21 protein-coding genes are annotated in these 24,509 nt (G+C 67.3%); 4 read left to right on the top strand and 17 right to left on the bottom strand.

Going from position 1 to position 24,509, the window contains the following annotated elements; genetic code table 11:
• Positions 1-89: 89 nt before the first annotated feature.
• Positions 90-2,315 (bottom strand): DNA topoisomerase IV subunit A, encoded by a 2,226-nt coding sequence (parC, locus tag B9N97_RS21255; RefSeq protein WP_085089729.1) that lies wholly within the window; start codon positions 2,313-2,315, stop codon positions 90-92.
• A gap of 20 nt (positions 2,316-2,335) precedes the next feature.
• On the bottom strand, positions 2,336-3,058 hold the full coding sequence (recO, locus tag B9N97_RS21250; protein ID WP_085089728.1) for a DNA repair protein RecO: 723 nt from the start codon (positions 3,056-3,058) through the stop codon (positions 2,336-2,338).
• A 194-nt stretch (positions 3,059-3,252) separates the two neighbouring features.
• Between recO and B9N97_RS21245 the strand changes: the two genes are divergently transcribed.
• Together B9N97_RS21245 and B9N97_RS21240 are read left to right on the top strand one after the other, a co-directional pair.
• Complete coding sequence (locus B9N97_RS21245; RefSeq protein ID WP_085089727.1) at positions 3,253-5,799, top strand: sensor domain-containing protein; 2,547 nt, start codon at positions 3,253-3,255, stop codon at positions 5,797-5,799.
• Between the two features lie 35 nt (positions 5,800-5,834).
• Positions 5,835-6,218 (top strand): hypothetical protein, encoded by a 384-nt coding sequence (locus tag B9N97_RS21240; protein WP_085089726.1) that lies wholly within the window; start codon positions 5,835-5,837, stop codon positions 6,216-6,218.
• A 31-nt stretch (positions 6,219-6,249) separates the two neighbouring features.
• On the opposite strand, the gene B9N97_RS21235 is transcribed toward B9N97_RS21240, so the two are convergent.
• Genes B9N97_RS21235 through B9N97_RS21225 form a run of 3 tightly spaced genes read right to left on the bottom strand, consistent with a single transcriptional unit; the run spans position 6,250 to position 9,012 of the window.
• Complete coding sequence (locus B9N97_RS21235; protein ID WP_244560825.1) at positions 6,250-7,014, bottom strand: SGNH/GDSL hydrolase family protein; 765 nt, start codon at positions 7,012-7,014, stop codon at positions 6,250-6,252.
• Between the two features lie 8 nt (positions 7,015-7,022).
• Positions 7,023-7,808, bottom strand: a complete 786-nt coding sequence (locus B9N97_RS21230) for an SGNH/GDSL hydrolase family protein (protein ID WP_085089725.1) — start codon at positions 7,806-7,808, stop codon at positions 7,023-7,025.
• A 31-nt stretch (positions 7,809-7,839) separates the two neighbouring features.
• Positions 7,840-9,012 (bottom strand): OpgC family protein, encoded by a 1,173-nt coding sequence (locus tag B9N97_RS21225; protein ID WP_085089724.1) that lies wholly within the window; start codon positions 9,010-9,012, stop codon positions 7,840-7,842.
• A gap of 621 nt (positions 9,013-9,633) precedes the next feature.
• On the opposite strand from B9N97_RS21225, the gene B9N97_RS21220 reads away from it, so the two are divergent.
• Entirely contained in the window at positions 9,634-10,731 is a 1,098-nt protein-coding gene (locus tag B9N97_RS21220) for a TRAP transporter substrate-binding protein (RefSeq protein WP_085089723.1), read from the top strand.
• A gap of 77 nt (positions 10,732-10,808) precedes the next feature.
• On the opposite strand, the gene B9N97_RS21215 is transcribed toward B9N97_RS21220, so the two are convergent.
• From B9N97_RS21215 to B9N97_RS21160, 12 genes are all read right to left on the bottom strand, one after another.
• Positions 10,809-11,618: an MBL fold metallo-hydrolase gene (locus tag B9N97_RS21215; protein ID WP_085089722.1), complete on the bottom strand. Its 810-nt coding sequence runs from the start codon at positions 11,616-11,618 to the stop codon at positions 10,809-10,811.
• Positions 11,615-12,394 (bottom strand): TatD family hydrolase, encoded by a 780-nt coding sequence (locus B9N97_RS21210; RefSeq protein WP_085089721.1) that lies wholly within the window; start codon positions 12,392-12,394, stop codon positions 11,615-11,617. Before B9N97_RS21210 ends, B9N97_RS21215 begins: the two co-directional genes overlap by 4 nt.
• A gap of 8 nt (positions 12,395-12,402) precedes the next feature.
• Positions 12,403-13,953, bottom strand: coding sequence for a methionine--tRNA ligase (metG, locus tag B9N97_RS21205; protein WP_085089720.1), 1,551 nt, complete (start codon positions 13,951-13,953; stop codon positions 12,403-12,405).
• Positions 13,954-14,005: 52 nt separating this feature from the next.
• Complete coding sequence (locus B9N97_RS21200) at positions 14,006-15,142, bottom strand: DNA polymerase III subunit delta' (RefSeq protein WP_085089719.1); 1,137 nt, start codon at positions 15,140-15,142, stop codon at positions 14,006-14,008.
• The gene (gene tmk, locus B9N97_RS21195) at positions 15,139-15,810 is read right to left on the bottom strand and encodes a dTMP kinase (RefSeq protein WP_085090695.1); all 672 of its coding nucleotides are present in this window, start codon (positions 15,808-15,810) and stop codon (positions 15,139-15,141) included. The genes B9N97_RS21200 and tmk overlap by 4 nt, the downstream gene beginning before the upstream one ends.
• 11 nt (positions 15,811-15,821) lie before the next feature.
• Complete coding sequence (locus B9N97_RS21190) at positions 15,822-17,012, bottom strand: D-alanyl-D-alanine carboxypeptidase family protein (protein ID WP_085089718.1); 1,191 nt, start codon at positions 17,010-17,012, stop codon at positions 15,822-15,824.
• Between the two features lie 86 nt (positions 17,013-17,098).
• Positions 17,099-18,058 (bottom strand): septal ring lytic transglycosylase RlpA family protein, encoded by a 960-nt coding sequence (locus tag B9N97_RS21185; protein WP_085089717.1) that lies wholly within the window; start codon positions 18,056-18,058, stop codon positions 17,099-17,101.
• A 133-nt stretch (positions 18,059-18,191) separates the two neighbouring features.
• The gene (locus tag B9N97_RS21180; protein WP_085089716.1) at positions 18,192-18,986 is read right to left on the bottom strand and encodes a YdcF family protein; all 795 of its coding nucleotides are present in this window, start codon (positions 18,984-18,986) and stop codon (positions 18,192-18,194) included.
• Positions 18,987-19,072: 86 nt separating this feature from the next.
• Complete coding sequence (locus B9N97_RS21175; protein ID WP_085089715.1) at positions 19,073-19,465, bottom strand: VOC family protein; 393 nt, start codon at positions 19,463-19,465, stop codon at positions 19,073-19,075.
• 43 nt (positions 19,466-19,508) lie between these two features.
• Complete coding sequence (locus tag B9N97_RS21170; RefSeq protein ID WP_085089714.1) at positions 19,509-20,096, bottom strand: class I SAM-dependent methyltransferase; 588 nt, start codon at positions 20,094-20,096, stop codon at positions 19,509-19,511.
• 43 nt (positions 20,097-20,139) lie between these two features.
• Complete coding sequence (locus B9N97_RS21165) at positions 20,140-20,844, bottom strand: exopolysaccharide biosynthesis protein (protein ID WP_085089713.1); 705 nt, start codon at positions 20,842-20,844, stop codon at positions 20,140-20,142.
• The gene (locus B9N97_RS21160; RefSeq protein ID WP_085089712.1) at positions 20,841-22,736 is read right to left on the bottom strand and encodes an ABC-F family ATP-binding cassette domain-containing protein; all 1,896 of its coding nucleotides are present in this window, start codon (positions 22,734-22,736) and stop codon (positions 20,841-20,843) included. The genes B9N97_RS21165 and B9N97_RS21160 overlap by 4 nt, the downstream gene beginning before the upstream one ends.
• A 284-nt stretch (positions 22,737-23,020) precedes the next feature.
• On the opposite strand from B9N97_RS21160, the gene betB reads away from it, so the two are divergent.
• Positions 23,021-24,490: a betaine-aldehyde dehydrogenase gene (gene betB, locus B9N97_RS21155; RefSeq protein ID WP_085089711.1), complete on the top strand. Its 1,470-nt coding sequence runs from the start codon at positions 23,021-23,023 to the stop codon at positions 24,488-24,490.
• Positions 24,491-24,509: the final 19 nt, after the last annotated feature.

The following is a 24,509-nucleotide window of genomic DNA, read 5'->3' as shown; positions in this document are numbered from 1 at the left end:
TGCTGACGCGGCAGGCGGACCGTAGGTCCGCTGAGAGCGGGGGAGGGTTAGGGTGGGGCCTAACCTCTCCACCCGCCAACCACCCAATCTCACATAAACCGGTTGTTCTTCGGGAACCCATTCGGCGGCATCTTGCCCTGGCCGGCGCGGTCGCCCATCCAGCCGGTCAGGTCGATGACGCAGAAATTGCGCTCGCCATTCTTCCAGCACAGACCATCGGCCAGCGTGAAGGTCTTCACGTCGGCGACGCTGGCGTCCTTGTACTTCTGAAGCTGGACGCCCTTGCCGCGGGTCATCACCGGCACCTGCTCCAGCGGGAAGACCAGCATCTTGCGGTTGTTGCCGATGATGGCAACGGTGTCGCCGCTCACCGGATGGCAGATGCGGGCCGACTTGCCGTCCTCCAGGTTCAGCACCTGACGGCCGGCGCGTGTCTGGGCCAGCACTTCCGCCTCTTCCACACGGAAGCCGCGGCCATCCTCCGACACCACCATCAGGGTGCGGCCGGGCTGGTGGCGGAACAGGTCGACGATGTCGACGTCGTTGCCGAGGTCGATCATCAGCCGCACCGGCTCGCCGAAGCCGCGGCCACGCGGCAGCTTGTCGACACCGATGGTGAAGAACTTGCCGTTGCTGGCGAAGACCAGAAGCTTGTCGGTCGTCTCGCACCGCTCGATAAAGCCGCGCGAATCGCCGTCCTTGTACTTCACATCCTCCGCCTCGGCGTCGGTCAGGTGTCCGCGCACCGTGCGGATCCAGCCCTTGGCCGAGCAGATCACCGTCACCGGCTCGCGCTCCACCAGCGCGTCCAGCGGCACCTCGATAACCGCCGGGGCATCGGCCACGTCGGTGCGCCGCTTGCCCAGCGCGCCGGTGCCGAACTTCTTCTTGATCTCGGCGACGCCCTCGGCGATCCGCTTCCAGCGCAGGGCTTCGTCGCCCAGCAACTCCAGCAGGCCGTTCTTTTCCTTGGTCAGAGCGTCATGCTCGCGCCGGATCTCCATCTCCTCCAGCTTGCGCAGATTGCGCAGCCGCATGTTGAGGATGGCGTCGGCCTGCACGTCGGTCAGGGTGAAGGCGCGGATCAACTCCTGCTTCGGCTCGTCCTCTTCGCGGATGATGCGGATGACCTCGTCCAGGTTCAGATACGCGGCGAGATAGCCGCCGAGAACCTCCAGCCGGTGGTCGATCTGCTTCAGCCGGTGGTTGGACCGGCGGACCAGCACCTCGTGCCGGTGGTCGAGGAAGGCCTGCAGCACCTCGCGCAGGTTCATCACCCGCGGCACATGATCGGCGCCCAGCACATTCATGTTCAGCGAGAAGCGGATCTCCAGGTCGGTCGCCTGGAACAGCGAGGCCATCAGCACCTCGGGATCCACGTTCCGGCTCTTCGGCACCAGGACGAGGCGGACATCCTCCGCCGATTCGTCGCGGACGTCCTCCAGCAGGATCAGCTTCTTGGCCAGCAGCAGCTCGGCGATCTTCTCGACCAGCCGGGCCTTCTGCACCTGATAGGGCATCTCGGTGACGACGATCTGCCAGGTGCCCTGGCCCAGCTTCTCCACCTCCCAGCGGGCGCGCAGGCGGAAGGCGCCGCGGCCGGTGCGGTAGGCTTCGATCACATTCTGCCGCGACTCGACAAGCACGCCGCCGGTGGGGAAATCCGGGCCGGGCATGAAGCCGACCAGCGTCTCGATCGGGGCGTCGCGGTGCTTGATCAGGTGGCGCAGCGCGTCGCAGATCTCGCCGACATTGTGCGGCGGGATGTTGGTCGCCATGCCGACGGCGATGCCGCTCGACCCGTTGGCCAGCAGGTTGGGGAAGTTGGCGGGCAGAACCGCCGGCTCGTCGCCGTCGCCGTCATAGGTCGGGCGGAAATCGACCGCGTCCTCGTCGATGCCCTCCAGCAGGGCCTTTGCGACCTCGGTCAGGCGGGCTTCGGTGTACCGCATCGCCGCGGCGTTATCGCCGTCGATGTTGCCGAAATTGCCCTGGCCGTCGACCAGCGGATAGCGGACGGAGAAATCCTGCGCCAGACGGACCAGCGCGTCATAGACGGAGGTGTCGCCGTGCGGATGGAACTTACCGATCACGTCGCCGACGACGCGGGCCGACTTCTTCGGCGGTGTCGTCGGTTCCAGCCGGAGCTGGCTCATGGCGAACAGCAGCCGCCTGTGCACCGGCTTCAGCCCGTCGCGCACGTCGGGCAGCGAGCGGGACATGATGGTGGACAGCGCGTAGCTGAGATACCGCTCGCCGAGCGCGTCGGCCAGCGGCTTTTCCAGAATCTCGGAGGCAGGGTTTTGCGGCTTCATGATGATGGGGTCTAGCAGTTTCAGGCGGAACGCGCTACCGCGTTCGCGTAACGTTCTCTCAACCGTTCGCGCGCGGGCGGCAGCGGCCCGTTCAGCACGTGGCGTTCCAGGAAATGAGCGGTCAGCCGCAGCCCGTCGGACACCGCCGCCGGCCCGCCGCCGCCGCGCCCGGCCAGGAAATCGGGCAGGGGAAGCAGCCGGTCACGATAGGGCTCCCCCACCGACGCCGTCACCGCGCGGCCGGTGCGCGGGCTGACATAGGCGAGATAGTCGTTGGCCCCCGACACCGCGCAGCGATCGAGGTCGAGGCCGAAGCCAAGCTCCGCCAGCAGCCCGATCTCCCAGCGCACATAGCTCTCCGCCCAGGCCGGGTTGTCGAGCAGGTCGAACAGGGCGAGCATCCCGTCGAACAGGGCAGGGTGCGCCTCCCGCTCCGGCAGGGCGGCTTCCACCAGCGCGCAGGCGCTGATCAGCGCGGCCAGGGCCTGGGCGTCGTCGAAGAAGTTGGCGGCATAACCCTTCACCGGCTCCAGCGTGAAATGGCCGAGATGTTCCGGCAGACGGCCGCGCCAGCGGGCGTGGACCAGCGTCCCCGGCTCCAGCGTGCCGCGCTGGCGTGCCGACCGGCCGCCCATCACCATGCCGGCATGGCGGCCGTGCCCGCGCGTCAGCAGAGTCGCGACGGCGGACCCCTCCCCCTGGGGGCGGGTGGACAGAACGATTCCCTGATCGGACCAATCCATTGGTGCCGGTCCCGGATGAGGTGGCGAGCTATCCTAATATAGGAAAAAATTTCGCAGAGAAAACCCTCAGCAATCGGGATGCCCGGCCACTGGCAGGCATTTATGGTTTCTTCACCAAAATGCCCCTACCATCGGAGGCTCAACGGTGGGAGGCCCCACCAATCGCTGACCGCCGACGGGTCCGACGAGGGGTCTTGAACACCAACATCGACCGATATCTGCTGGCGGAAAAGGCCGGAACCGAAGGCGTCTGGGATTGGGACCTGCGTAGCGACACGCTGTACCTCTCCCCTCGCTTCAAGGACTTCCTCGGGCTGCCGCCGGGCGATGCAAGCCGCGACTCCAACCGGCCGAACGATTGGCTGTCGCTGGTCCACCCGGAGGACGTCGACTGGCTGCATGCGTCCTTCGAGGCGCAGATGGTCGGTCTGTCCGTTCCCTTCCAGATCGAACACCGCGTCCGCCGCGCCGATTCCTCTGCGACCGCCAAGCCGCACTGGCGCTGGCTGGTCTGCCGCGGCATGGCGGTGATGGACGATTCGGGGGAGCCGATCCGGCTGGTGGGATCGGTCGCCGACATCACCGACCGCAAGCACGCTGAAAAGGAACTGCGCCGCAGCGAGGAACGCTATGCGCTCGCCGCCGCGGCCAGCAACGACGGGCTCTATGACTGGGATTTGGTCACCGACCGCGTCTATTTCTCGCCGCGCTGGGCCTCGCTGCTCGGGCTGTCGCCGGCCGAGTTGACCGACAACCCGCAGGAATGGCTGGGCCGCATCCTTCCGGCCGACCGGGCGATCCTGACCGACGCGATGGCGGCACTCGGCGGGGCAGGGGAAGCGGCAGAGGCCGGGGCCGAATCGGAAGCGGCCTTCCAGGTCGAATTTCGCATGCGTAACGCCGTCGGGGCGATCCGATGGATGGCCTGCCGCGGCATCGCCGTGCTGGATGCCGACGGCAAGCCGATCCGGCTGGTCGGCAGCCAAGCCGACGTGACCGATCGGAAGACCGCCGAACAGCGCCTGCGCCAGAGCGAGGAGCGCTATGCCCTTGCCGCCGCCGGGGCCGCCGACGGGCTGTGGGACTGGTACATCGACAGTGGCGAGGTCTATTACTCGCCGCGCTGGAAGGCGATGCTGGGCTTCGGGGAGGCGGAGATCGCCGGCTCCATCGATGAATGGTTCCAGCGGGTCCTGCCCGGCGACCTGGACGGGCTGCGCACCGCGCTAAACCTGCATCTGACCGGCGAGCGTCCACATCTCCAGCATGAATTCCGCATCCGCGACAAGGCCGGGCAGGAGATGTGGATGCTGGTGCGCGGGCTGGCCGTCCGCAACGAGAAGGGCTGCGCCGTCCGCATGGCCGGCTCGATGACCGACATCACCGCGCGCAAGAAGGCCGAACAGCAGATCCTGTTCGACGCCGTCCATGACAGCATGACCGGCCTTCCCAACCGCACGCTTCTGCTGGACCGCATCGGGCAGGCGCTGGACCGCAACCGCCGCGCCGGCGCCCGGCCCTTCGCCACCATCATCATCGACCTGGACCGCTTCAAGGCGATCAACGATGCGCTGGGCAGCAGCGCCGGCGACCGTGTGCTGCGCATCGTCGCCAGACGGCTCGACGCCAGCCGCCGCGTCGGCGACACGCTGGCCCGCCTGTCGGCGGACGAGTTCGCGGTCCTGGTGGACGAACTGGACGATGCCGGCGACGCGCTGGAGGCGGCGGAGCGGATGGCCCGCTCCATTTCGCGGCCGGTCACCTTGGAGGAGGGGCGCGACGTCGTGCTGACCGCCTCGATCGGCGTGGCGCTGAGCCAGACCGGCTATGACCGGGCGGAGGACATGTTGCGCGACGCCAGCCTCGCCATGTACCGCGCCAAGAGCGGCGGGCGGGCGCGCATCGACGTGTTCGACACCAACCTGCGCCGGCAGGCGATGGCCGCCATGCGGATGGAGGCCGACCTGCGCGCCGCCCTGGAGCAGGGGCAGCTCTGCCTGCATTACCAGCCCATCGTCCTGCTGGAGACCGGCGCCATCGCCGGCTTCGAGGCGCTGATGCGCTGGAACCATCCCGACCGCGGGCTGGTCTCTCCCGCCGAGTTCATCCCGCTGGCCGAGGAAACCGGCCTGATCGCGCCGATGGGCCGCTGGGCGCTGGGGCAGGCGGTCCGGCAACTGGCGGCGTGGCAGGCGCGTTTCCCCCGCGCCACCCCGCTGTTCATGAGCGTCAACGTCTCCACCCGCCAGTTCCGCGACGACGACATCGTCGGCGCGGTGCGCGACCTGCTGGACGCGGTGCCGATCCCGCCCTCCAGCCTGAAGCTGGAACTGACCGAAAGCCTGCTGGTCCAGGATCCGGATGAATGCCGGATGCTGATGCAGAGCCTGCGCGACATGGACGTGCGGCTGTCGATCGACGATTTCGGCACCGGCTATTCCTCGCTGGCCTATCTGCACAAGCTGCCGGTCGACGTGCTGAAGATCGACCGCAGCTTCGTCCGCGCGGTGTCGACGGGGGAGGGCAACGCCGCCATCGTCCAGGTCATCGCCGGCCTTGCCACCATTTTGCGACTGGATTGCGTGGCGGAAGGGGTGGAAACGGCGGACGAAGCGGTGTATCTGCGCGGTCTGTGCCAATACGCCCAGGGCTATCACTTCGCCCGCCCCGCCCTGCCGGAGGCGGTCGAGCGTCTGCTGGCCGCCGAGGACGCGCACATCGCCCTGCCAGCATCGGTGTGAGCCGCTGCAAGCCGTCGTTTTTTGGAGTTTGCCTGATGTCCGACCGCAACTGCGGTGAATGCACCCTCTGCTGTAAGCTGATGGGCGTGCCCGAGTTGAAGAAGCCCGCCGCCAAATGGTGCGCGTCCTGCGACCAGGGCAAGGGCTGCTCGATCTACGAGGAGCGGCCGCAATCCTGCCGGAACTTCCAGTGTTTCTGGCTGATGGACGAGAATTTCCCCGACGAGTTCCGCCCCGACCGCATCCACGCGCTGGCTGCCTTCAACGACGTCAAGGACAGCTGCGTCCTCCATGTCGACCCCGCCAAGCCGCGCGCCATGGGCAGCCCCGAGGTGCAGGCGCTGACCGACGCGCTGCTGAAGGTCTATTCCAAGGTGTTCTTCCTGTGCGGCAAGGAAAGCGCGATGATGCAGCGCTGAGCGGGCGGGGCGCCTTGACGCCCCGGTTCCTTTACCGCTGAAGCCCGCTGTTGTGGACGTTCACCGCATCCTCGATGCCGACCGCCAGTATGCGGGCGACGCAGTCGTATCCGACGTCGTTCTGGTGGACGCCGTCGGGTCCGATCAGGTCGGCCACGGTCATCCCACCGCTCTCCACCAGCGACCGCATGACGTCGAAGCGGTGGAACAGGCCGATGTGGTTGTCGGTGGCGATCCCGGTGATGCGGGTCAGCATCGGGGCGACGCCGGCCTTCTCCAGCATCTTCGGAGCGTATTGCAGGTCCATCAGCACCACATCGACCCCGGCGGCGCGCAGCCGCGCCACGCCCCGGCGGATGGACCGCTCGCTCAAACCCTGGTCTCCGTCGCGCAACACCGTGTTGGCGCCGACTTGCCAGATCACCAGATCGGGCTTGGCGCTCAGCGCATCGGCCTCGATTCGCTTTTCGGTCTGGTCGTCGGTCTCGCCGTTGATCCCGCGGTTCAGCACCGCGATGTCGGCATTGCGGAACCGCTCGCTCAGATAATGGTCGAGCCGGGCCGGATAGGCCTTGTTCTGCGAACTCGCTCCCGCTCCGGCGGTGGAGGAGGAGCCGATGGCGACGATCCGGATCGGCGCGCCGGCCGCGATGCGCTGGGCCATCTGCGGCAGGGGCGCCGACAATGCCGCGTCGCCGCGTGGAAGCTGGCAGCGCGTTGCGGGGTCGGCGGCAAGGGCCGGGACGGATACCGCCAGGGCGGCGATTACGGACAGGACGCGTACGGCGTACGGCACAACAGGACTCAATTGCTTGCTCCGGTGCGCTCGCCGACCGGCAGGGGCACGATCATCGCCGCGACGCTTTGCGCCAGCAATTGTCCGATGCATTGGTGAACGAATTCATAAGCACGCTGCTTTGCTCTGCTCGATTCGTCGGCGAAATCGACCCGGCCATCCTCCACCCAGTACCGCATGATGTCGTAGCGGGGAAAATGGAAGACGTCGGAACTCTGGGCCAGCCAGGACATGTATGACACGTAGGGAGCGAAGTCGATCAACTGCGCGGTGTGCATGCTGTACTGCATGTCCATGATGACGATGTCGGCGCCGCGGCGTTGAACCTCAGCGATGCCGGCCTGGAGCGCTGTGCCGAAACTCTCCAAGTCCAGGCTGCGCATGGCGTCGACCGTGCCGGTCTGCCAGACGACCAGCGCCGGCCGCTCCTTCTCGACGGCCAGGGTCAGTGGGGCGACCATGGCAGGCGCCGCTTCGCCGGTAAGGCTCAGCACGGTGGTATTGATCTCGCGGCCGGGCAGGCGGCGCTTCAGCTCGCTTTCCAGCCGGGCGGGATAGCCGACGATGCCCGGCTTGGATGTCGGCTTGGCGGAATGGGCGATCAGGATCGATAATGACCCCCCGGCGGCAAGTCGCGCCGACGTCCGCGGCAGTCCGCCGCCGGGAGCGAGAACCGACTCCGGCACGGCGCAGGTGGGATCGACCGACTGGGCTGTCGCCGGCTGGCCGGCCATGACATGGTCCGGAGAAAGGAACAGTGCGACCGCCAGCAGGATGGCCGTGACCGTCAGCATCCCTCGCCCCCGTCCTCCCGCCATTCCCCCCTCATGTGCCCATTTTCGTGGTGGCCGCGACCCGGTGGCGCCGCGCCCGTTCCGCCGACTGATACCAGTTCAGGAAGCGCGCCAGCAGCACCATCATGGCGATGCCGAACACGGTAACAAGGAACTGTGCAGAAAGCGAGCCGCTGACATGGACGAGCATGGTCTGCCCGGCAAAGGACAGCAGCACTCCCAGGCAGAACACCGGCAGTGATTGCCGGCCGCAGTCGAGCACCGGTGCGGCCAGCGGTCCGCGCAGCCAGGATGCTCCCGCCGGCACCAGCCACAGCATCAGATAGGCCAGGGCGAAGAAGTGCAGCAGCCGCAAAGGGTCGAGGTCGGTCTTACTGATGGGATAGAGGATCTCCGTCAGCGTCACCGGGATCAGTGCGTGCAGCGGGGCGAATTTCCAGGACAGCGTCAGGAACAGGCCGGCCAGCAGGACAGCCCCGGCTGTTGCCGCCACCGGCGTCCGGAATCGGGTCAGCACGGCCCGCAGTTCCGGTTGGAACTGCAGTGATGCACCCAGCACGAACAGGAATTGCCAGGTGAAGGGATTGAAGTACCAGACGCCGCCATCCGGGTATGTCGGCAGGTTCCATCCCCATTGCCGTGCCGCGAGGTACAGCGCGGCGGACCCCGCCAGCACCGCCAGCGGTCGGCGGCGCAGGGCTGGCAGCAGCAGTGGGAAGCTCAGCAGCAGCACGATGTAGAGCGGCAGAACGTCCAGGTTGGCGGGCCGGAACTTCAGCAGGATAGCCTGGGTCAGGGCGGTGACGGGGTCCTGGAAATAACCGGCGATGCCCATTTCCTCCGCGAACAGCGGGCTGTCGAAGGCGCGGGCGGTGTAGGCGATCTGGGTGGTGTAGGCGAAGAACAGGATGATGTAGGTGACGTACAGCGTCCAGCAGCGGTGCAGCATCTGCGCCGCCGCCATCGGCATTCCTTGCCGATCCAGTGTTCGACCGTAGACCAGGGCCGCGGTGTAGCCGGAGATGAAGACGAAAATTTCCGTGGCGTCGCTCAGGCCGAAGTTGCGCGGCGTCGCCCAGGAGATCTGATTGGCAGGGATGTGGTTTACGAAGATGAACCACAGCGCCAGACCGCGGAAGAAGTCGAGCCGCAGATCGCGCGCAGCCGTCTCGTTCCTGCCGTCCGCCGATGTTGCGTCTTTCATGGCCGTCCAACCCGCAAGTGTCTTGCTCCGCACTCGTGAACAATCCAGCCCGACCAGCGGTCCTCAACCCACCCGCAAGGGCGTCGCGTTCCAAATACCCGCCTTGATCCCTGCAAAAGATGGGTGTGCCGCCTCCGGATTCGAGAAGGCGGACGGCATAAGGGCTGCGGATGATTGCCGAACCGTGGTTGAACGAGACCCGCGGCTTCGCGTCGCAGCGTTAAACCTCTGAAATACAGTCTTCAATTCCCGATCGCGCTTGATCCTCACCGTTTGCTTCCTGCATAATCCGATCAGCAAAAGAAAGCTGGGGCGGATCGGCCGGAAGGCCGGCGGCAAGCCCGGATGGACGGGAGGAAACGCACACCAACGTCGGGACGCCATGGAACCGGGCGGATGGCGCAATGCGCCGGTGCCCACCGGTTCCATGGTTCCCAGCGGTGCGCCGTCCGGGTCGGTCGAGCGTGCATCCCACTCATTCCCGCTTTCCCTGCTCACCCGGTATTCACCGGTCCCGCGAGGGGCCCGGCATGCCCGGGTGCGGGTCGGCATGCCTTGGCAGGGTGTCCGCCGGTCCGGCGATAAGAACGCATAACAGAGAATGGACAAGGGAGCTTCTGCATGAAACGTCGTGCATTTCTGACCTCCGCCGGTGTGGGCGTCGCCGCCAGCACGCTTGCCGCCCCCGCCATCGCCCAGTCCACGCCCGAGATCAAGTGGCGCTGCGCCTCCAGCTTCCCGAAGAGCCTCGACACCATCTATGGCGGTGCGGAGTTCGTGGCGAAGCGCGTGGCCGAACTGACGGACAACAAGTTCCAGATCCGTGTCTTCGCGGCTGGCGAAATCGTTCCGGCTCTGCAGGTTCTGGACGCGGTCAAGGACGGCACGATCGAGTGCGGCCACACCGTCTCCTACTATTATGTCGGCAAGGATCCGACCTTCGCGTTCGACGCGGCGATGCCGTTCGGCCTGAACGCCCGCCAGCAGAACGCCTGGATGACCCACGGCGGCGGCAAGGAGCTGATGGCAGAGTTCTTCGCCGGTCACAACCTCGTCGCCATCGGCGCCGGCAACACCGGCACCCAGATGGGCGGCTGGTTCCGCAAGGAAATCAAGTCGGTCGAGGACCTGAAAGGCCTGAAGTTCCGCATCGGCGGCTATGCCGGCACCATCATGGCCAAGCTGGGCGTCGTGCCGCAGCAGATCGGCGGCGGCGACATCTACCCGGCGCTGGAAAAGGGCACCATCGACGGCGCCGAGTTCGTCGGCCCCTATGACGACGAGAAGCTCGGCTTCAACAAGGTCGCCAAGTACTACTACTATCCCGGCTGGTGGGAAGGCGGTCCGCAGGTCTCCATGCTGTTCGGCAAGGACAAGTTCGACTCGCTGCCGCCGGCCTACAAGGCGGCGCTGCAGGCGGCCTGTTCCGACGCGACGCTGGACATGCTGGGCAAGTACGACGTCCAGAACATGACCGCGCTGAAGCGTCTGGTTGCCGCCGGCACCCAGCTGCGTCCCTTCCCGAACGAGGTGATGCAGGCCTGCTATCAGGCCGCCATCGAGGTGTACGAGGACGAAGCGGCGAAGAACGAGAAGTTCCGCAAGATCTACGACGCGTGGAAGAAGTTCCGCGAGGAAGAGTATCTGTGGTTCCGCGTTGCCGAATACAGCTTTGACCGCTTTGTCTACGCGGCCCCGCCGCTTGAGAAGAAGAAGTAAGGGCAAGTATTGCCCCCACCCTAACCCTCCCCCGCCCAGCGGGGGAGGTTAGGTGGGGGCATCGAAGCCAACCACCTTCAAACCTCGATCACCAGCCCATCATACGCCGGCTCGACCCCCTCCGGCAGGATCCGCAGCAGACTGTCATAGTCCATGCTGTTGTCCATGTGGGTCAGATAGGCCCGGCGCGGCTTCACCCGCTCGATCCACTCCAGTGTCAGCGCCAGGTGCGCGTGCACCGGATGCGGCGGCTCGATCCGGCCGCAATCGACCATCCAGGTGTCCACCCCCGCCAGTGCCTCGAACGCGCGGTCGTCCAACCGCACCACGTCGGTCGAATAGGCGAAGCGCCCGAACCGGTAGCCGACCGTCCGCATATAGCCGTGGTCCTGCTCGAACGGCGTCACCTCCAACCCCTTCACGCTGAAAGGCCCGGCGATCCGATGCGTGTTCAGCACCGGCCGGTAGAAGGGATACCCCTCCGGTAGCGGATCGAAGCAGTAGGGAAAGCGAATCTCAATGTCGCGCAGATGCTCGTCCCAACCATAGGCGTCGATCGGCGCATGCATGTGCCGGCAGATCTCACGCAGTTCGTCGATGCCGTGGCAATGGTCGGCATGCTGGTGGGTCCACAGCACGGCATCCAGACGGGCACAGCCGCTGTCGAGAAACTGCTGCCGCAGGTCAGGGGAGGTGTCGACCAGCATCGAAACCCCGCCGCTCTCCACCAGAACGGAGGGGCGCATGCGGCGGTTCTTCGGATTGGCGGGATCGCAGCGGCCCCACTGGCCGCCGGGAATACCGGCGATCACCGGCACGCCGCGCGACCCGCCGCAGCCAAGGACGGTCACGCGCATCGCGCCGGTTGATGCGCCGTCCACTGTCATGCAGCCGCCTTGTCGAACAGGCGGAAGAAATTGTCGGTGGTGACGCGGGCCAACTCCTCCGCCGACACTCCCTTCACCTCGGCCACGCAGGCCGCGGTGTGGGCGACATAGGCCGGCTCGTTGCGCTTGCCGCGGAAGGGAATCGGCGCAAGGTAGGGCGCGTCGGTCTCCACCAGGATGCGGTCGAGCGGCACGTCCTTCACGATGGCGCGCAGGTCTTCCGACTTCTTGAAGGTGACGATCCCCGACAGCGACAGGCTGAAGCCGAACTCCACCGCTTCTTCCGCCAGGGCCCGGCCGGAGCTGAAGCAGTGCAGCAGCCCCTTCACCGGCTGGCCGGCCGCCTCCTCCTTGACAATGCGCATGGTGTCGTCGTCGGCGTCGCGGGTGTGGATGATCAGCGGCAGGCCGGTCTCCAGGCTGGCGCGGATGTGCCGGCGGAAACACTCCTGCTGCTGGTCGCGCGGGCTCTTGTCATAGAAGTAGTCGAGCCCGGTCTCGCCCAGCCCGATCACCTTGGGATGGCGCGAGAGCTCCACCAGTTTGTCCACGGTGGTGATGGCGAACTCCTCCTGGGCCTGATGGGGATGGACGCCCACCGAGCAGAGGATGTCGTCATAGCGTTCCGCCACCGCCAGGATGCGGTCGAAACGGCTGATATAGGTGCAGATGGTGACCATCCGCCCGATGCCGGCCTGCCGGGCGCGGTCGACGACCGCGTCCAGTTCCTCGGCGAAATCGGGAAAGTCGAGATGGCAATGGCTGTCGACGAGCATCAGGGAACTCAGGCCTTCGGTTCTTCGACGTAACGCGGGAAGACGCCCTGCGGCGTCGGCAGCGGCGTGCCGGCGGCCAGCGCCCCCGACGGACCCAGCGTGCCGAAGCCGCGCGCATCCGGACCCAGCGCCAGCAGGTCGAGGATCTTGGCGGAGCTGTCCGGCATCACCGGCTGGGTCAGGATGGCGAGGTGGCGGATCGTCTCGGCCAGCACATAGAGCACGGTCGCCATGCGCGCCGGGTCGGTCTTCTTTAGCGCCCAGGGGGCCTGTTCGTCGACATAGCGGTTGGCGTCGCCGACCACGGCCCAGATGGCGTCCAGCGCCTTGTGGAAGGCCTGCGCCTTGAACTCCGCCCGGACGATGTCCAGCATGCCGTAGGCGGAACCGAGCAGCGCGTTGTCCGCCTCGGTGAAGGCCCCCGGCGTCGGCACGGCGGCGCCGCAGTTCTTGCCGATCATCGACAGGACGCGCTGCACCAGATTGCCGTAATCGTTGGCGAGATTGCCGTTGATCCGGTTGACCATCTGCTTGTGCGAGAAGTCGCCGTCATTGCCGAACGGCACTTCGCGCAGCAGGAAATAGCGGGTCTGGTCAAGGCCGTAGGTGTTGACCAGCGTTTCCGGCGCGATGACGTTACCCAGCGACTTCGACATCTTCTGGCCTTCGATCGTCCACCAGCCATGGGCGAACACACGGCGGGGCGGCTGCAGGCCGGCGGCCATCAGGAAGGCCGGCCAATAGACGGCGTGGAAGCGCAGGATATCCTTGCCGACCATGTGCAGGTCGGCCGGCCAGTACTTGGCATACTCGCCGGTGGTATCGGGATAGCCGACGGCGGTGATGTAGTTCGCCAGCGCGTCGAGCCAGACATACATGATGTGGGCGTCGTCGTCCGGCACCGGGATGCCCCACTTGAAGGTGGTGCGGCTGACCGACAGGTCCTTCAGGCCGGACTTGACGAAGGACATCACCTCGTTGCGCTTGCCGGCCGGCGCGATGAAATCCGGGTTCTGCTCATAGAACTCGATCAGCCGGTCCTGCCAGGCCGAGAGCTTGAAGAAGTAGGACGGTTCCTCCACCCATTCGCACTCGGCGCCGGTCGGGGCGATCTTCTTGCCCTCGGCATTGGTGGTCAGTTCGTCCTCGCCATAGAAGGCCTCGTCGCGAACCGAGTACCAGCCTGCATAGGACCCCAGATAGATCTCGCCGCGATCCTTCAGCACCGTCCACAGCGCCTGCACCGACTTGACGTGGCGCGGCTCGGTGGTGCGGATGAAGTCGTCGTTGGAATAGTTCATCAGCGACACAAGATCGCGGAAGTTCTGAGACACCCGGTCGGTGAACTCCTGCGGCGCGATGCCGGCCTTCTCCGCCGACTTCTCCACCTTCTGGCCGTGCTCGTCGGTGCCGGTCAGGAACTTCACGTCATAGCCGTCGAGGCGCATGAACCGGGCGAGGACGTCGCAGGCAAGGGTCGTGTAGGCGTGGCCGATGTGCGGCACGTCGTTCACGTAATAGATCGGCGTCGTCAGATAGAAGGTCTTCGGCCCGGCCATTTGCGGCACTTTCTTTCAAGTCAGGTTCAACCGGCAGGTTCAAGAAACAACGCTAGGCGGCGGCCGCTTCCAGCGCTGCCAAAGCGTTCAGGACCACCTGCTTGCGGTCCAGGTTTGCGGATTCCGCGCGCGCGAAAAGACGCTGAACCTTTTCCCACACCTCCACCCAACGTTCAAGACCGCGGGCGTTGGCCAGCCGGGTCATCAGGGCGGCCTCGCCCGGCACCACCTCCGCCGGCCAGGATCCGCGGGCGAGCGAGCGGGCGAAGCGGGCGAGCCACCAGACCAGCAGCTCCGTCGCCGTCTCGAACATCCCGTCGTCTTGGCGGCGGGTCAGCTTGTCGCCGAAAGCGTGCGCCGCGACGATGTCGATGCGCGGCAGGTCGGACAGCAGCCCGATCATCTCGCGGTACAGCGCCAGCCCGCCGGCATCGGCCAGATCGATGGAGCGGCCGACGCTGCCCTCCGACAGGCGGGCCAGCGCCGGGCGGTCGTCGGCGGCGATGTCCGGCCGGTGCTGCCCCAGCAAATCGATGACGGTGTCCTCGCCCAGCGGCTTCAGCGTCAGCTTGCGGCAGCGCGAGCGGATGGTCGGCAGCATGCCGCCGGGATTGTCGCTGACCAGCAGCAGCAGGGCGCCGGGCGGCGGTTCCTCCAGGATTTTCAGGATGGCGTTCAGGCCGCTCAGGTTCATGCGGTCGGCGCCGTCGATCACCGCGACGCGCCAGCCGCCTTCCGCCGAGGTGCGGCGCAGAAACGGCCCGATCTTGCGCACGTCGTCGACCGCGATGTCGCGCTTCAGCCGGCCCTTCTTCTCGTCGCGCTGGCGTTCGATGGTCAGCAGGTCGGCATGGCCGCCCGACGCCACCCGGCGGAACACCGGATGGTCCGGCCCGATGTGCAGCGAGGTCGCCGGCGCCGCTCCGCCCAAGAGACTATTGCCGAACAGGCTGTCTCCGGGCGGGTCCTGCGCCAGGACGAAGCGGGCGAAGCGGAAGGCCAGCGTCGCCTTGCCGATCCCCGGCGAACCGCCGATCAGCCAGGCATGCGGCAGCCGGCCGGAGTTCCAGGCCTCCAGCAGCCGCCGCTCCGCCTCCTCATGACCGACGAGGTCCGGGTTGCGCCGGGGGGCGAGCGCTTCCTCCGCAACTGGTGTTGCCGCCGGGGTGGATGTGCGGGCCTTGCTCACGACGCCAGCCCCTGGGCCAGCCCCAGCCGGCCGGCGACGGCATCCCACACGCGGGCCTGCACCCCGTCCAGGTCGGCATCGGCATCCACGACGGCGCAGCGCTCCGGCTCCCGTCGGGCGATGTCGAGGAAGCCGTCGCGCAGGCGCTGGTGAAAGCCGATGTCCATCCGCTCATAGCGGTCCTCGCCGCCATGGCGCGAGGCGGCGCGGCGCAGACCCAGCTCGACGTCGATGTCCAGGATCAGCGTCAGGTCGGGCCGGAACTCGCCCAACGCCGCCCGCTGCAGGGTCTCCACCAACTCGCGCCCCAGCCCCAGCCCGTAGCCCTGATAGGCCATGGTGCTGTCGAAGAAGCGGTCGCACAGCACCCACTTGCCGGCCTCCAGCGCCGGCCACACCGTCCGTTCCAGATGGTCGCGGCGGGCGGCAGTGTGCAGCAGCGCTTCCGTCACCGGGCTCCAGCGGCCGGTCTCGCCGGTCACCAGCAGGCCGCGGATCTCCTCCGCCCCCGGCGATCCGCCCGGCTCGCGCGTCGTGACGACGTCGATGCCCCGGGCGCGCAGGGTATCGGCCAGACGGCGCAGCTGCGTCGACTTGCCGGCCCCTTCGCCGCCTTCCAGCGTGATGAAGCGGCCACGGTTGGCGGAGGCGGTGAAGGAGGTCGGCATGGTCGTCACGATTACAGGCTGTTGCCGAAGACGAGATATTTGGCGGCGGCGAAGGCGCGGCCGACGAAGCCGGCCTTCGGCACGTCCTGCGCGGCCACCACCGGCACCTCCTTGCCCGGGAAACCGGGGGCGGAGATCACCAGCTTGCCGACAGTGTCGCCCTTCTTGATCGGGGCGGCAACCGGCGCGCTGCTCACCAGCGACACCTTCATGCCGGGACGGTCGTTGCGGGCCATGGTGACGCTCAGGTTCTGCGGCACGGTGACGGGAACGCTGTCCTGCTCGCCCAGCCAGACCGGCACCTGCTCGATCGTCTCGCCGCCCTTATAGAGGGTGTAGGAGGCGAATTCACGGAAGCCCCACTCGATCAGCCGGGCCGATTCGTCGGCGCGCGACTGCATGGTCGGCAGGCCGTTCACCACCAGCAGCAGGCGCCGCCCCTCGCGCTCGCCCGACGCGGTCAGGCCATAGCCGCCGGCCTCGGTGTGGCCGGTCTTCATGCCGTCCACATCCATGCCGCGGTACAACAGCGGGTTGCGGTTGCCCTGGTTGATGTTGTGATATTTGAAGTCCCGGATCGAGTAGTAGTGGTAATATTCCGGGAAGTCCTTGATCAGATGCTCGGCCAGGATCGCCAGATCGCGGGCGGTCATATAGTGGTTGGGGTCGGGCCAGCCGGTGGCGTTGACGAAGTTGCTGTTCTTCAGCCCCAGCTCGCGCCCCTTCTGGTTCGCCTGCTCGGCGAAGGACCCTTCCGACCCGGCCAGACCTTCGGCCAGCACGATGCAGGCGTCGTTGCCGGACTGGACGATCATGCCCTTGATGAGGTCATCGACCTTGATGTTGTTGTGAAGCTCCACGAACATCTTGGAACCCTGCATCCGCCAGGCGCGCTCGCTGACCGGCAGCGTGCTTTCCAGCGTCAGGCGGCCGGCCTTGATCGCCTCGAAGGTCAGATAGGCGGTCATGATCTTGCTCATCGACGAGGGCGCCATGCGCTCGTCGGCGTTCTTCTCGAACAGCACGGTGTTAGAGGTCAGATCGACCAGGATCGCCTGCTTGGCGATCGTGTCGATGGTCGCGGCCTGGACCGAGACCGCGGTGAAGCCGGCGCCAATCGTGGCCCCGGCCATCGCAATTCCGGCCGCAACAGCAACGGAACGGCCGAAAACGGCACACAGGCGGACGACAACAGCGTTCATGGCAACAATCCTCCAAGGGCACTCGGTACAGGCATGGGTCATTGGCGCTCGCGAAGAGCAGCCGGGGTAAGCGTCGGGTGGCCGGATCAATCCACCACGATTTTGGCCTCCGTAAGGCCGGCCTGAATGATCTGGTTCAGCAGGCTGTCGGCCCGGTCGACGCTGTCCAGCGGGCCGACGCGGACACGGTGCAGGGTCATGCCGGCCGACCGGGTCCGGCTGACGCTGGCCTGCTGTCCGATGGCCGACAGCCGGGCGCGGGCCTTCGCCACATTCTCCTCGCTGCCGAAGGCGCCGACCTGCACATAGATGGCCTCATGGGCTTTCACCGGCAATTGCGCCACGACGGGGGCCGGCACGAAGCGTCCCTCCGACATGCTGCCGGCGACGGTGGCGGGCGGCGGGATGGGGGCACCGACCACCGCCGGGCGGGCGGCGGCCAGTGTCGTCACCGGTCCGGCCGGCCCAGTCACCTCGATCCGACCGCGCGGAGCGGCCTTCGGCGGCGGGCCGTCGAGTTCGGCCAGCATCGGGGCGGGCGTGCCCTGGCGCGCGGCGGCGGCGATGGCGCGGCTTTCCTCGGCCAGGATCTGCACGCGCACCTTGGCGGTGCCGGGACCGTCGAAGCCCAGCAGCTGGGCGCCGCGGCGCGACATGTCGATGATGCGGCCGTTGGCGTAGGGGCCCCGGTCGTTGACGCGCACCACGATCGACCGGCCGTTGTCCAGGTTGGTCACCCGTACCAGACTCGGCATCGGCAGCGTCTTGTGTGCGGCGGTCAATTCGTTCTGGTCGTAGATCTCGCCGTTGGCGGTGGCCTTCTCATGGAAGCCGGGGCCGTACCACGAGGCGATGCCGGTCTCGTCGTAGCCGTAATCTTCCTTGGGATAGTACCAGACGCCGTTGATCTGATAAGGCTTGCCCACCTTGTAGACGCCGCTGGTCGGAAGGCCTGATCCGGTGACGGCGGGCTTCTGCGCGCAGGCGGCGAGCGCTGCCACGCCTACCAGCACGACGACCCTGCTCACCCCGCGCCAGCGACGCATCCGCCAAACCCCTTCCTTCCCCAAACCCGGCCGGAACGCCGGGGCGGCGGCACTCTAGCGGGTTGGCATCGCCGCGCCAATGCCTCGAACGCGGCAGAAACACGATGACACAGCCCATGCGCGGGCCGGACCGTCAGGGGGCGGGGAACAGGCTTTCGGTCCGGCCCATCAGCCAATAGGCGGTCAGCCCGATCCACTCACGCACCGCGTCGTCGAGGATCACCAGATTCTGTCCGAACTCGAAGCGCAGGTAGGGCTTGGCGTCATGGCGGGTGCGGTAGTCGACGGGGTAGGGGATAACCTCCCACCCGATCTGCCGGAAGATGCCGACCGACCGCGGCATGTGCATGGCCGACGTGACGAGGACCCAGCGGTCCCCCGGCGCCGGCTTGACCATCTCCTTGCTGAAGACCGCGTTCTCCCAGGTATTGCGGGACTCCGCCTCATAGATCACGCGGTCTTCGGGTATGCCCGCCTGGAGCAGGGCGGCGCGGGCGGTGACGTCCTCCTTGTATTCCTGTCCCAGCAGCCGGCCGGACCCGCCGGTGAAGACCGCCTTGGCCTCTGGATGGCGGCGGACGAGGTCGGCGAAGCCCAGGATGCGCTCGGCCGCCTCATTGACGGAGGGATCTCCGCGGTCGGCGGTGATCGGCGGGTTGACCGCGCCGCCCAGCATGATGATGCCGTTGATCCGTCCCTCCGGCTCCACCCGCGGGAAACGGTTCTCCAGCGGTACGGCGACCAGCGCGCCCACCCCCGTATACATGACCAGCAGAAGCAGCACCGCCGCCAGCGTCACCAGCCGCCGCCCGGCGCGCCGCCAGCGCCGCGTCCGCAGCAGCACCGCCCCAAGCGCCACCGCCAGCACCAGCGCATTGCCGGGCGCGAAGACGCCCCACAGCAGCTTCGACAGGATGAAGGACAGCACCGGCACGCTCACGATGGTGAAGGGGGAGGGGGCGGAGCATAAGCGGGGCGGTTGGGGTGGAGCAACCGCGGTCGCTCTCAGTGCCGTCAGCCTCCGACCGGCGTGCACAGCTCCACCAGGGTGCCGTCGGGACAGCGGATGAAGGACACGGTTTGGCCCCACGGCATGGCCTTTGGCGGTGCCAGCTCGGTGGCACCGGCGGTCAGTGCGGTGGCGTGCGCCGCCTCCACATCGTCGGTGACCAGGGCGATCTCGACCCCCAATGGCTTATCACTGGTGCTGCCGAACACATAGCCGGCGGGGTGGTGCGACAAAGCCAATTCCTGGCTGGCGAAGGACAGGGTGGTGGTGCCGGTGTCCAACTCGCCATAGTCGCCGGTTTCGGCGAGGAAGCGGCGGTTCAGCCCGAAAGCTTTCTCGAAGAAGGCCAGCGACGCGGCGACATCGGGAACGTAGAGAATCGTATAGCCGAACTTCATGACGACCCTCACTTGAATGGGTGACCGGAGGGAGGCGACTCTATCACTCTCCGGCGCGGCGGTATCCCCAGACCGAGGCCGGCGGCAGGTTCCGCACGGTGAATCCCAGCCTCTCGCCCTTCAACCCCAACGCCGCGCGGTTCAGCGGCGAGTGCGGCATGAAGCTGTAGAGCAGGAAGCGCCCGCCCGGCCGCAGGATGCGGAAGGTGGCGTCCAGCACCTCGCGCTGGAACTCCAGCGGGAAGGTGATCATCGGGATGCCGATCACCACCGTGCCGACCTTACCGCACAGCGCCTCGCCCAGCAGGTCCGGCGCCTTGCGGCAATCGTCGGCGATGACGGTGACGGCGGGGCAGCGGGCGCGCAGATGGCTGGCGAGGTTGCGGTCGATTTCGAAGCTGTAGAGCCGGTCGGCCGGGATGCCGGACTCCAGGATCGCGGCGGTGATCGGGCCGGTGCCGCCGCCGAACTCGACCACCGCCTCGTCAGGCTCGCAACGGATCTCGCGGGTGATGCGCCGCCGCAGCGCCGGGGAGGACGGGACGACCGAGCCCATCGCCCAGGGATCGGCCAGCCAGCGGCGGAAGAACAGCCAGGATTCGGAAAGCGGCGCGGGTGCGGTCCGACTCATCTGTGGGCCTCCCTGGATCGGGGCGGCCCATCCGTGGCTCACCCTACAGCGGAGTAGCTGCCATAAGATGGTGACCTGCGTATGACAGGCCGCTCGCCACCAGCGTCAAGAACACCAGCGCCGCCACGGTCAGCCCCAGCCCGATGCCGATGGCGCCGCCGTCGCGCTCGATCAGCCCCAGCGAGATCAGCACCAGCGCGAAGCCCGGCAGCCAGCCGGTCAGCGGCAGCGGCACGATGCAGGTCAGCGTCAGGATGAACAGCAGCAGCCCGAACCAGCGCTCCTGGTCGATGCGGGCGAGCCGGTGCAGCCTCGGCTTCAGCATCCGCTCGATCCCGGTCAGGCGCGGCATGGCGGCGTCCAGCGTGCGTGCCGCCAGCCCGGTGCCGATGGATCGCCGCAGCAGCCAGTCCGGCAGCCGCGCCCCGCGCCGGCCGAAGGCGAGTTGGGCGGTGTAGAGCACGATCGGCAGGTCGAACAGGCAGGACACGCCCAGCGGCACCGGCGCGATGGTGGGCAGCGACAGCGCCAGCAGGATGGTGCCAAGCGACCGGTCACCGAGAGCCCGGATCAGGTCGCCCAACGTGACCCGCCCGGCCGGCAGGTTGGCGCGGAACCGGGCCAGCACGTCCGACGTGCGCTCTTCCTCCACCGCATCGCACAGCGCGGGCAGGGCGATGGCTCCGTCACGCTGCGGCTCGCCGGCATCATCGGCGAGCGGGTGGTCGATGTGGTGATCGGCGTTCAAACGCCGGCCTCCGCCGCGGCGCTCTCATAGAGCTCGAGCGCCTCCAGCCAGGTTTCCTCTGCGGTCGCCAGCTTCTTCTCCACCGTGCCCAGGTCGATCTGCAGCTTGGTCAGCTTGTCCGACGGGCCGCTGTAGAGCGCGGGGTCGGCCATCTTCGCCTCGATCTTGCGCTTCTCCTCGCTCAGCTTGGTCACCAGCGCCTCGGCGTCGGTGGCCTTGCGCTTCAACGGGGCGAGCGCCGTGCGCGCCTCGGCCGCCGCGCGGCGCTGGTCCTTCTTGTTCGGCCCGGCGTCCCGCTCCGCACCGCCCTTGGCAACTGCCCGCTCCGCCTTTGCGCGGTCGAGCAGGTAACGGCGGTAGTCGTCCAGATCGCCGTCATAGGCCTGAACCGTGCCGTCGGCGACAAGCAGCAGCCGGTCCACCGTCATCTCGATCAGGTGGGGGTCGTGGCTGATGATGATGACGGCGCCGGGGAAGTCGTTGATCGCCTCGATCAGCGCTTCGCGGCTGTCGATGTCCAGATGGTTGGTCGGTTCGTCCAGCATCAGGATGTGCGGGACTTCCCGGCTCATCAGCGCCAGCAGAAGCCGTGCCTTCTCGCCGCCCGACAGGTTGGCGATCTTGGTCTCCGCCTTCGCCTGGGGGAAGCCGAAGCGGCCCAGATGGGCACGCACCTTCTCCTCCAGTGCCAGCGGCATGATGCGCTGGGTCTGCTGGATCGGCGTCAGCGACAGGTCCAGCTCCTCGGCCTGATGCTGGGCGAAATAGCCGATGCGCAGCTTGGACGACCGCCGCATCTCGCCGGCCATCGGAACCAGCCGGTTGGCCAGCAGCTTGACCAGCGTCGACTTGCCGTTGCCGTTGGCGCCCAGCAGGCCGATGCGGTCCTCCATGTCGATGCGCAGGTTGACCCGCCGCAGGATCACCTTGTCGCCATAGCCGATGCTCACCCCCTCCAGCGCGATCAGCGGCGGCGCCAGCTCGTCGGGCGGCGGGAAGTTGAAGACGACCTCCGGATCGTCCTCCATCAGCGTGATCGACTCCATCTTCTCCAGCAGTTTCAGGCGGCTCTGCGCCTGACGGGCCTTGCTGGCCTTGAAGCGGAAGCGGTCGACATAGGACATCATGTGCTTGCGCCGCGCCTCCTGCTTGGCGGCCATGGAGGCGATGCGTTCCTGGTTGGCGCGGCGCTGCGCCAGGAACTGGTCGTAATTGCCGCTGTAGGTGACGAGCTTGCCCTGGTCGATATGGATCGTCGTGGTCGGCACCGCGTTCAGCAGCTCGCGGTCATGGCTGACCAGCAGGATGGTGTGCGGGTAATTCTTCAGATAGCCCTCGAGCCAGATCGTCGCTTCGAGGTCGAGGTGGTTGGTCGGCTCGTCCAGCAGCAGCAGGTCGGGCCGGGAGAACAGCACGCCGGCCAGCGCCACGCGCATCCGCCAGCCGCCGGAGAAGTCGGAGCAGGGCCGCTGTTGCGCCTCGGCGTCGAAGCCCAGGCCGGACAGCACCTGCGCCGCGCGCGACGGGGCCGAATGCGCCTCGATGTCGGCCAATCTCGCGTGGATTTCGCCGATGCGCATCGGGTCGGTCGCCGTCTCGGCCTCCGCAAGCAGGGCGGTGCGTTCGGTGTCGGCAGCCAGCACGGCGTCGATCAGCGTCGTCGGGCCGCTGGGGGCCTCCTGCGCCACCATGCCCATCCGCATGCCGGCCGGCAGGGTAACGGCGCCGGCATCGGTCTGCAGCTGGCCCGAGATCAGCTTCAGCAGGGTCGATTTCCCGGTGCCGTTGCGCCCGACCAGCGCCACGCGATGCCCCTTGGGCACCACCGCCGTCGCGTGGTCGAACAACACTCGGCCGCCGAAGCGGAAGGTCAGGTCATTGATGTGCAGCATAGCGCGCGAGGATGTAGCACGAGGGGGCGCCGATTTGAAGCGGGGGCCGGCGAATGGCACGGCTTTGTCCCGCGCGGGGCGGCCCGATTGCCGGACCCGCGCCCGGATGCAGGCCGGCAGATTTGTTCGAACACGACCAATATGGAGAACGGAGGCGCCACTCCCTTTTTTTTGATTGAACGTTCAATCAAAAAAAATCAGGCTGTGCTCCTGGAATGATGGTGCTGCGAACCAATGCACTTTTGGACCCTGGGACCTGGGCTCAGGAGGAGGGGAGACAGGAGATGACGCGATTCGGACAGCAGGCCCATTACATCCACGGTCGCCCCTTCCCAGGCGAGGGTGAGGAGCGCTTCGCCACCGTCAATCCGGCGACCGGGGAAACCCTGGCCGAGGTCGCGCAGGCGACGTCCGCCGATCTGGACCGCGCGGTCGACAGCGCGCGGGCCGGGCAGGCGGTGTGGGCGGCGATGACGGCGATGGAGCGGGCACGGGTGCTGCGCCGGGCGGTATCCCTGCTGCGCGAGCGCAACGACGCGCTGGCGGAGATTGAAACCCTCGACACCGGCAAGCCGCTGAGCGAGACGCGGGCGGTCGACATCGCAACCGGCGCGGACGTGCTGGAATATTACGCCGGCCTCGCGCCTGCGCTGGAAGGACGGCAGATCCCGCTGCGCCCAAGCTCCTTCGTCTATACCCGGCGCGAGCCGCTGGGGGTGGTGGCCGGGATCGGTGCCTGGAACTATCCGATCCAGATCGCGCTGTGGAAATCGGCCCCGGCGCTGGCCGCCGGCAACGCCATGATCTTCAAGCCGAGCGAGGTGACGCCGCTGACCGCCCTGCATCTGGCGGCGATCTACAGCGAGTCCGGCTTACCCGACGGCGTATTCAACGTCCTGCAGGGCGACGGTCGGGTCGGCGCCATGCTGGCCAACCATCCCGGCATCGAGAAGCTGTCCTTCACCGGCGGGGTTGAGACCGGCAAGCGGGTGATGGCCGCGGCGGGCGGATCGACCCTGAAGGAGGTGACGATGGAGCTGGGCGGCAAATCGCCGCTGATCGTCTTCGCCGACGCCGACCTCGACCGCGCCGCCGACATCGCCATGATGGCGAACTTCTACAGCTCCGGTCAGGTCTGCACCAACGGCACCCGTGTGTTCGTCCACCGCAGCATCGCGGCGGCGTTCGAGGAGCGGTTGCTGGCCCGCGTGCGCCGCATCCGCATGGGCGATCCGCTGGATCCCGACACCAATTTCGGCCCGCTCGCCAGCTTCCCCCACCGCGACAAGGTGCTGCGCTACATCGAAACCGGCAAGGCGGAGGGCGCACGGCTGTTGGCCGGCGGCGTCGTTCCGGAGGGGGCGGCCTTCGCGCGCGGCGCCTATGTGGCGCCGACGGTCTTCACCGACTGCCACGACGGCATGACCATCGTGCGCGAGGAGATTTTCGGCCCGGTCCTGTCGATCCTGATCTTCGATGACGAGGAAGAGGTCATCACACGGGCCAACGCCATCAGCTACGGCCTCGCCGCCGGGCTGGTCACCAGCGATCTGGCCCGTGCCCACCGGGTGATCCACCGGCTGGAGGCCGGCATCTGCTGGATCAACGGCTGGGGTGAATCGCCGCCGGAGATGCCGGTCGGCGGCTACAAGCAGTCGGGCATCGGCCGCGAGAACGGGGTCGAGACACTCGACCATTACACCCGCGTCAAATCGGTTCAGGTCGAACTCGGCGCCTATTCGTCGGTGTTCTAAGCCCGCCGGTCGCGGAAAT

Source organism: Azospirillum oryzae (genome assembly GCF_900177515.1).
GTDB classification, from domain to species: Bacteria; Pseudomonadota; Alphaproteobacteria; order Azospirillales; family Azospirillaceae; genus Azospirillum; species Azospirillum oryzae_A.
Note: the sequence above shows the minus strand (reverse complement) of the source record. Positions and strands in the feature narration are given on the sequence as shown.

Coding starts and splice junctions, on each gene's coding strand:
- B9N97_RS21170 (WP_085089714.1), bottom strand. CDS start 20,096: ATGAGTCGGACCGCACCCGCGCCGCTTTCCGAATCCTGGCTGTTCTTC.
- tmk (WP_085090695.1), bottom strand. CDS start 15,810: ATGCCGACCTCCTTCACCGCCTCCGCCAACCGTGGCCGCTTCATCACG.
- recO (WP_085089728.1), bottom strand. CDS start 3,058: ATGGATTGGTCCGATCAGGGAATCGTTCTGTCCACCCGCCCCCAGGGG.
- B9N97_RS21175 (WP_085089715.1), bottom strand. CDS start 19,465: ATGAAGTTCGGCTATACGATTCTCTACGTTCCCGATGTCGCCGCGTCG.
- B9N97_RS21230 (WP_085089725.1), bottom strand. CDS start 7,808: ATGCTGACGGTCACGGCCATCCTGCTGGCGGTCGCACTGTTCCTTTCT.
- B9N97_RS21185 (WP_085089717.1), bottom strand. CDS start 18,058: ATGCGTCGCTGGCGCGGGGTGAGCAGGGTCGTCGTGCTGGTAGGCGTG.
- B9N97_RS21160 (WP_085089712.1), bottom strand. CDS start 22,736: ATGCTGCACATCAATGACCTGACCTTCCGCTTCGGCGGCCGAGTGTTG.
- B9N97_RS21210 (WP_085089721.1), bottom strand. CDS start 12,394: ATGCTCGTCGACAGCCATTGCCATCTCGACTTTCCCGATTTCGCCGAG.
- B9N97_RS21215 (WP_085089722.1), bottom strand. CDS start 11,618: ATGACAGTGGACGGCGCATCAACCGGCGCGATGCGCGTGACCGTCCTT.
- metG (WP_085089720.1), bottom strand. CDS start 13,953: ATGGCCGGGCCGAAGACCTTCTATCTGACGACGCCGATCTATTACGTG.
- B9N97_RS21240 (WP_085089726.1), top strand. CDS start 5,835: ATGTCCGACCGCAACTGCGGTGAATGCACCCTCTGCTGTAAGCTGATG.
- parC (WP_085089729.1), bottom strand. CDS start 2,315: ATGAAGCCGCAAAACCCTGCCTCCGAGATTCTGGAAAAGCCGCTGGCC.
- B9N97_RS21190 (WP_085089718.1), bottom strand. CDS start 17,012: ATGAACGCTGTTGTCGTCCGCCTGTGTGCCGTTTTCGGCCGTTCCGTT.
- B9N97_RS21220 (WP_085089723.1), top strand. CDS start 9,634: ATGAAACGTCGTGCATTTCTGACCTCCGCCGGTGTGGGCGTCGCCGCC.
- betB (WP_085089711.1), top strand. CDS start 23,021: ATGACGCGATTCGGACAGCAGGCCCATTACATCCACGGTCGCCCCTTC.
- B9N97_RS21225 (WP_085089724.1), bottom strand. CDS start 9,012: ATGAAAGACGCAACATCGGCGGACGGCAGGAACGAGACGGCTGCGCGC.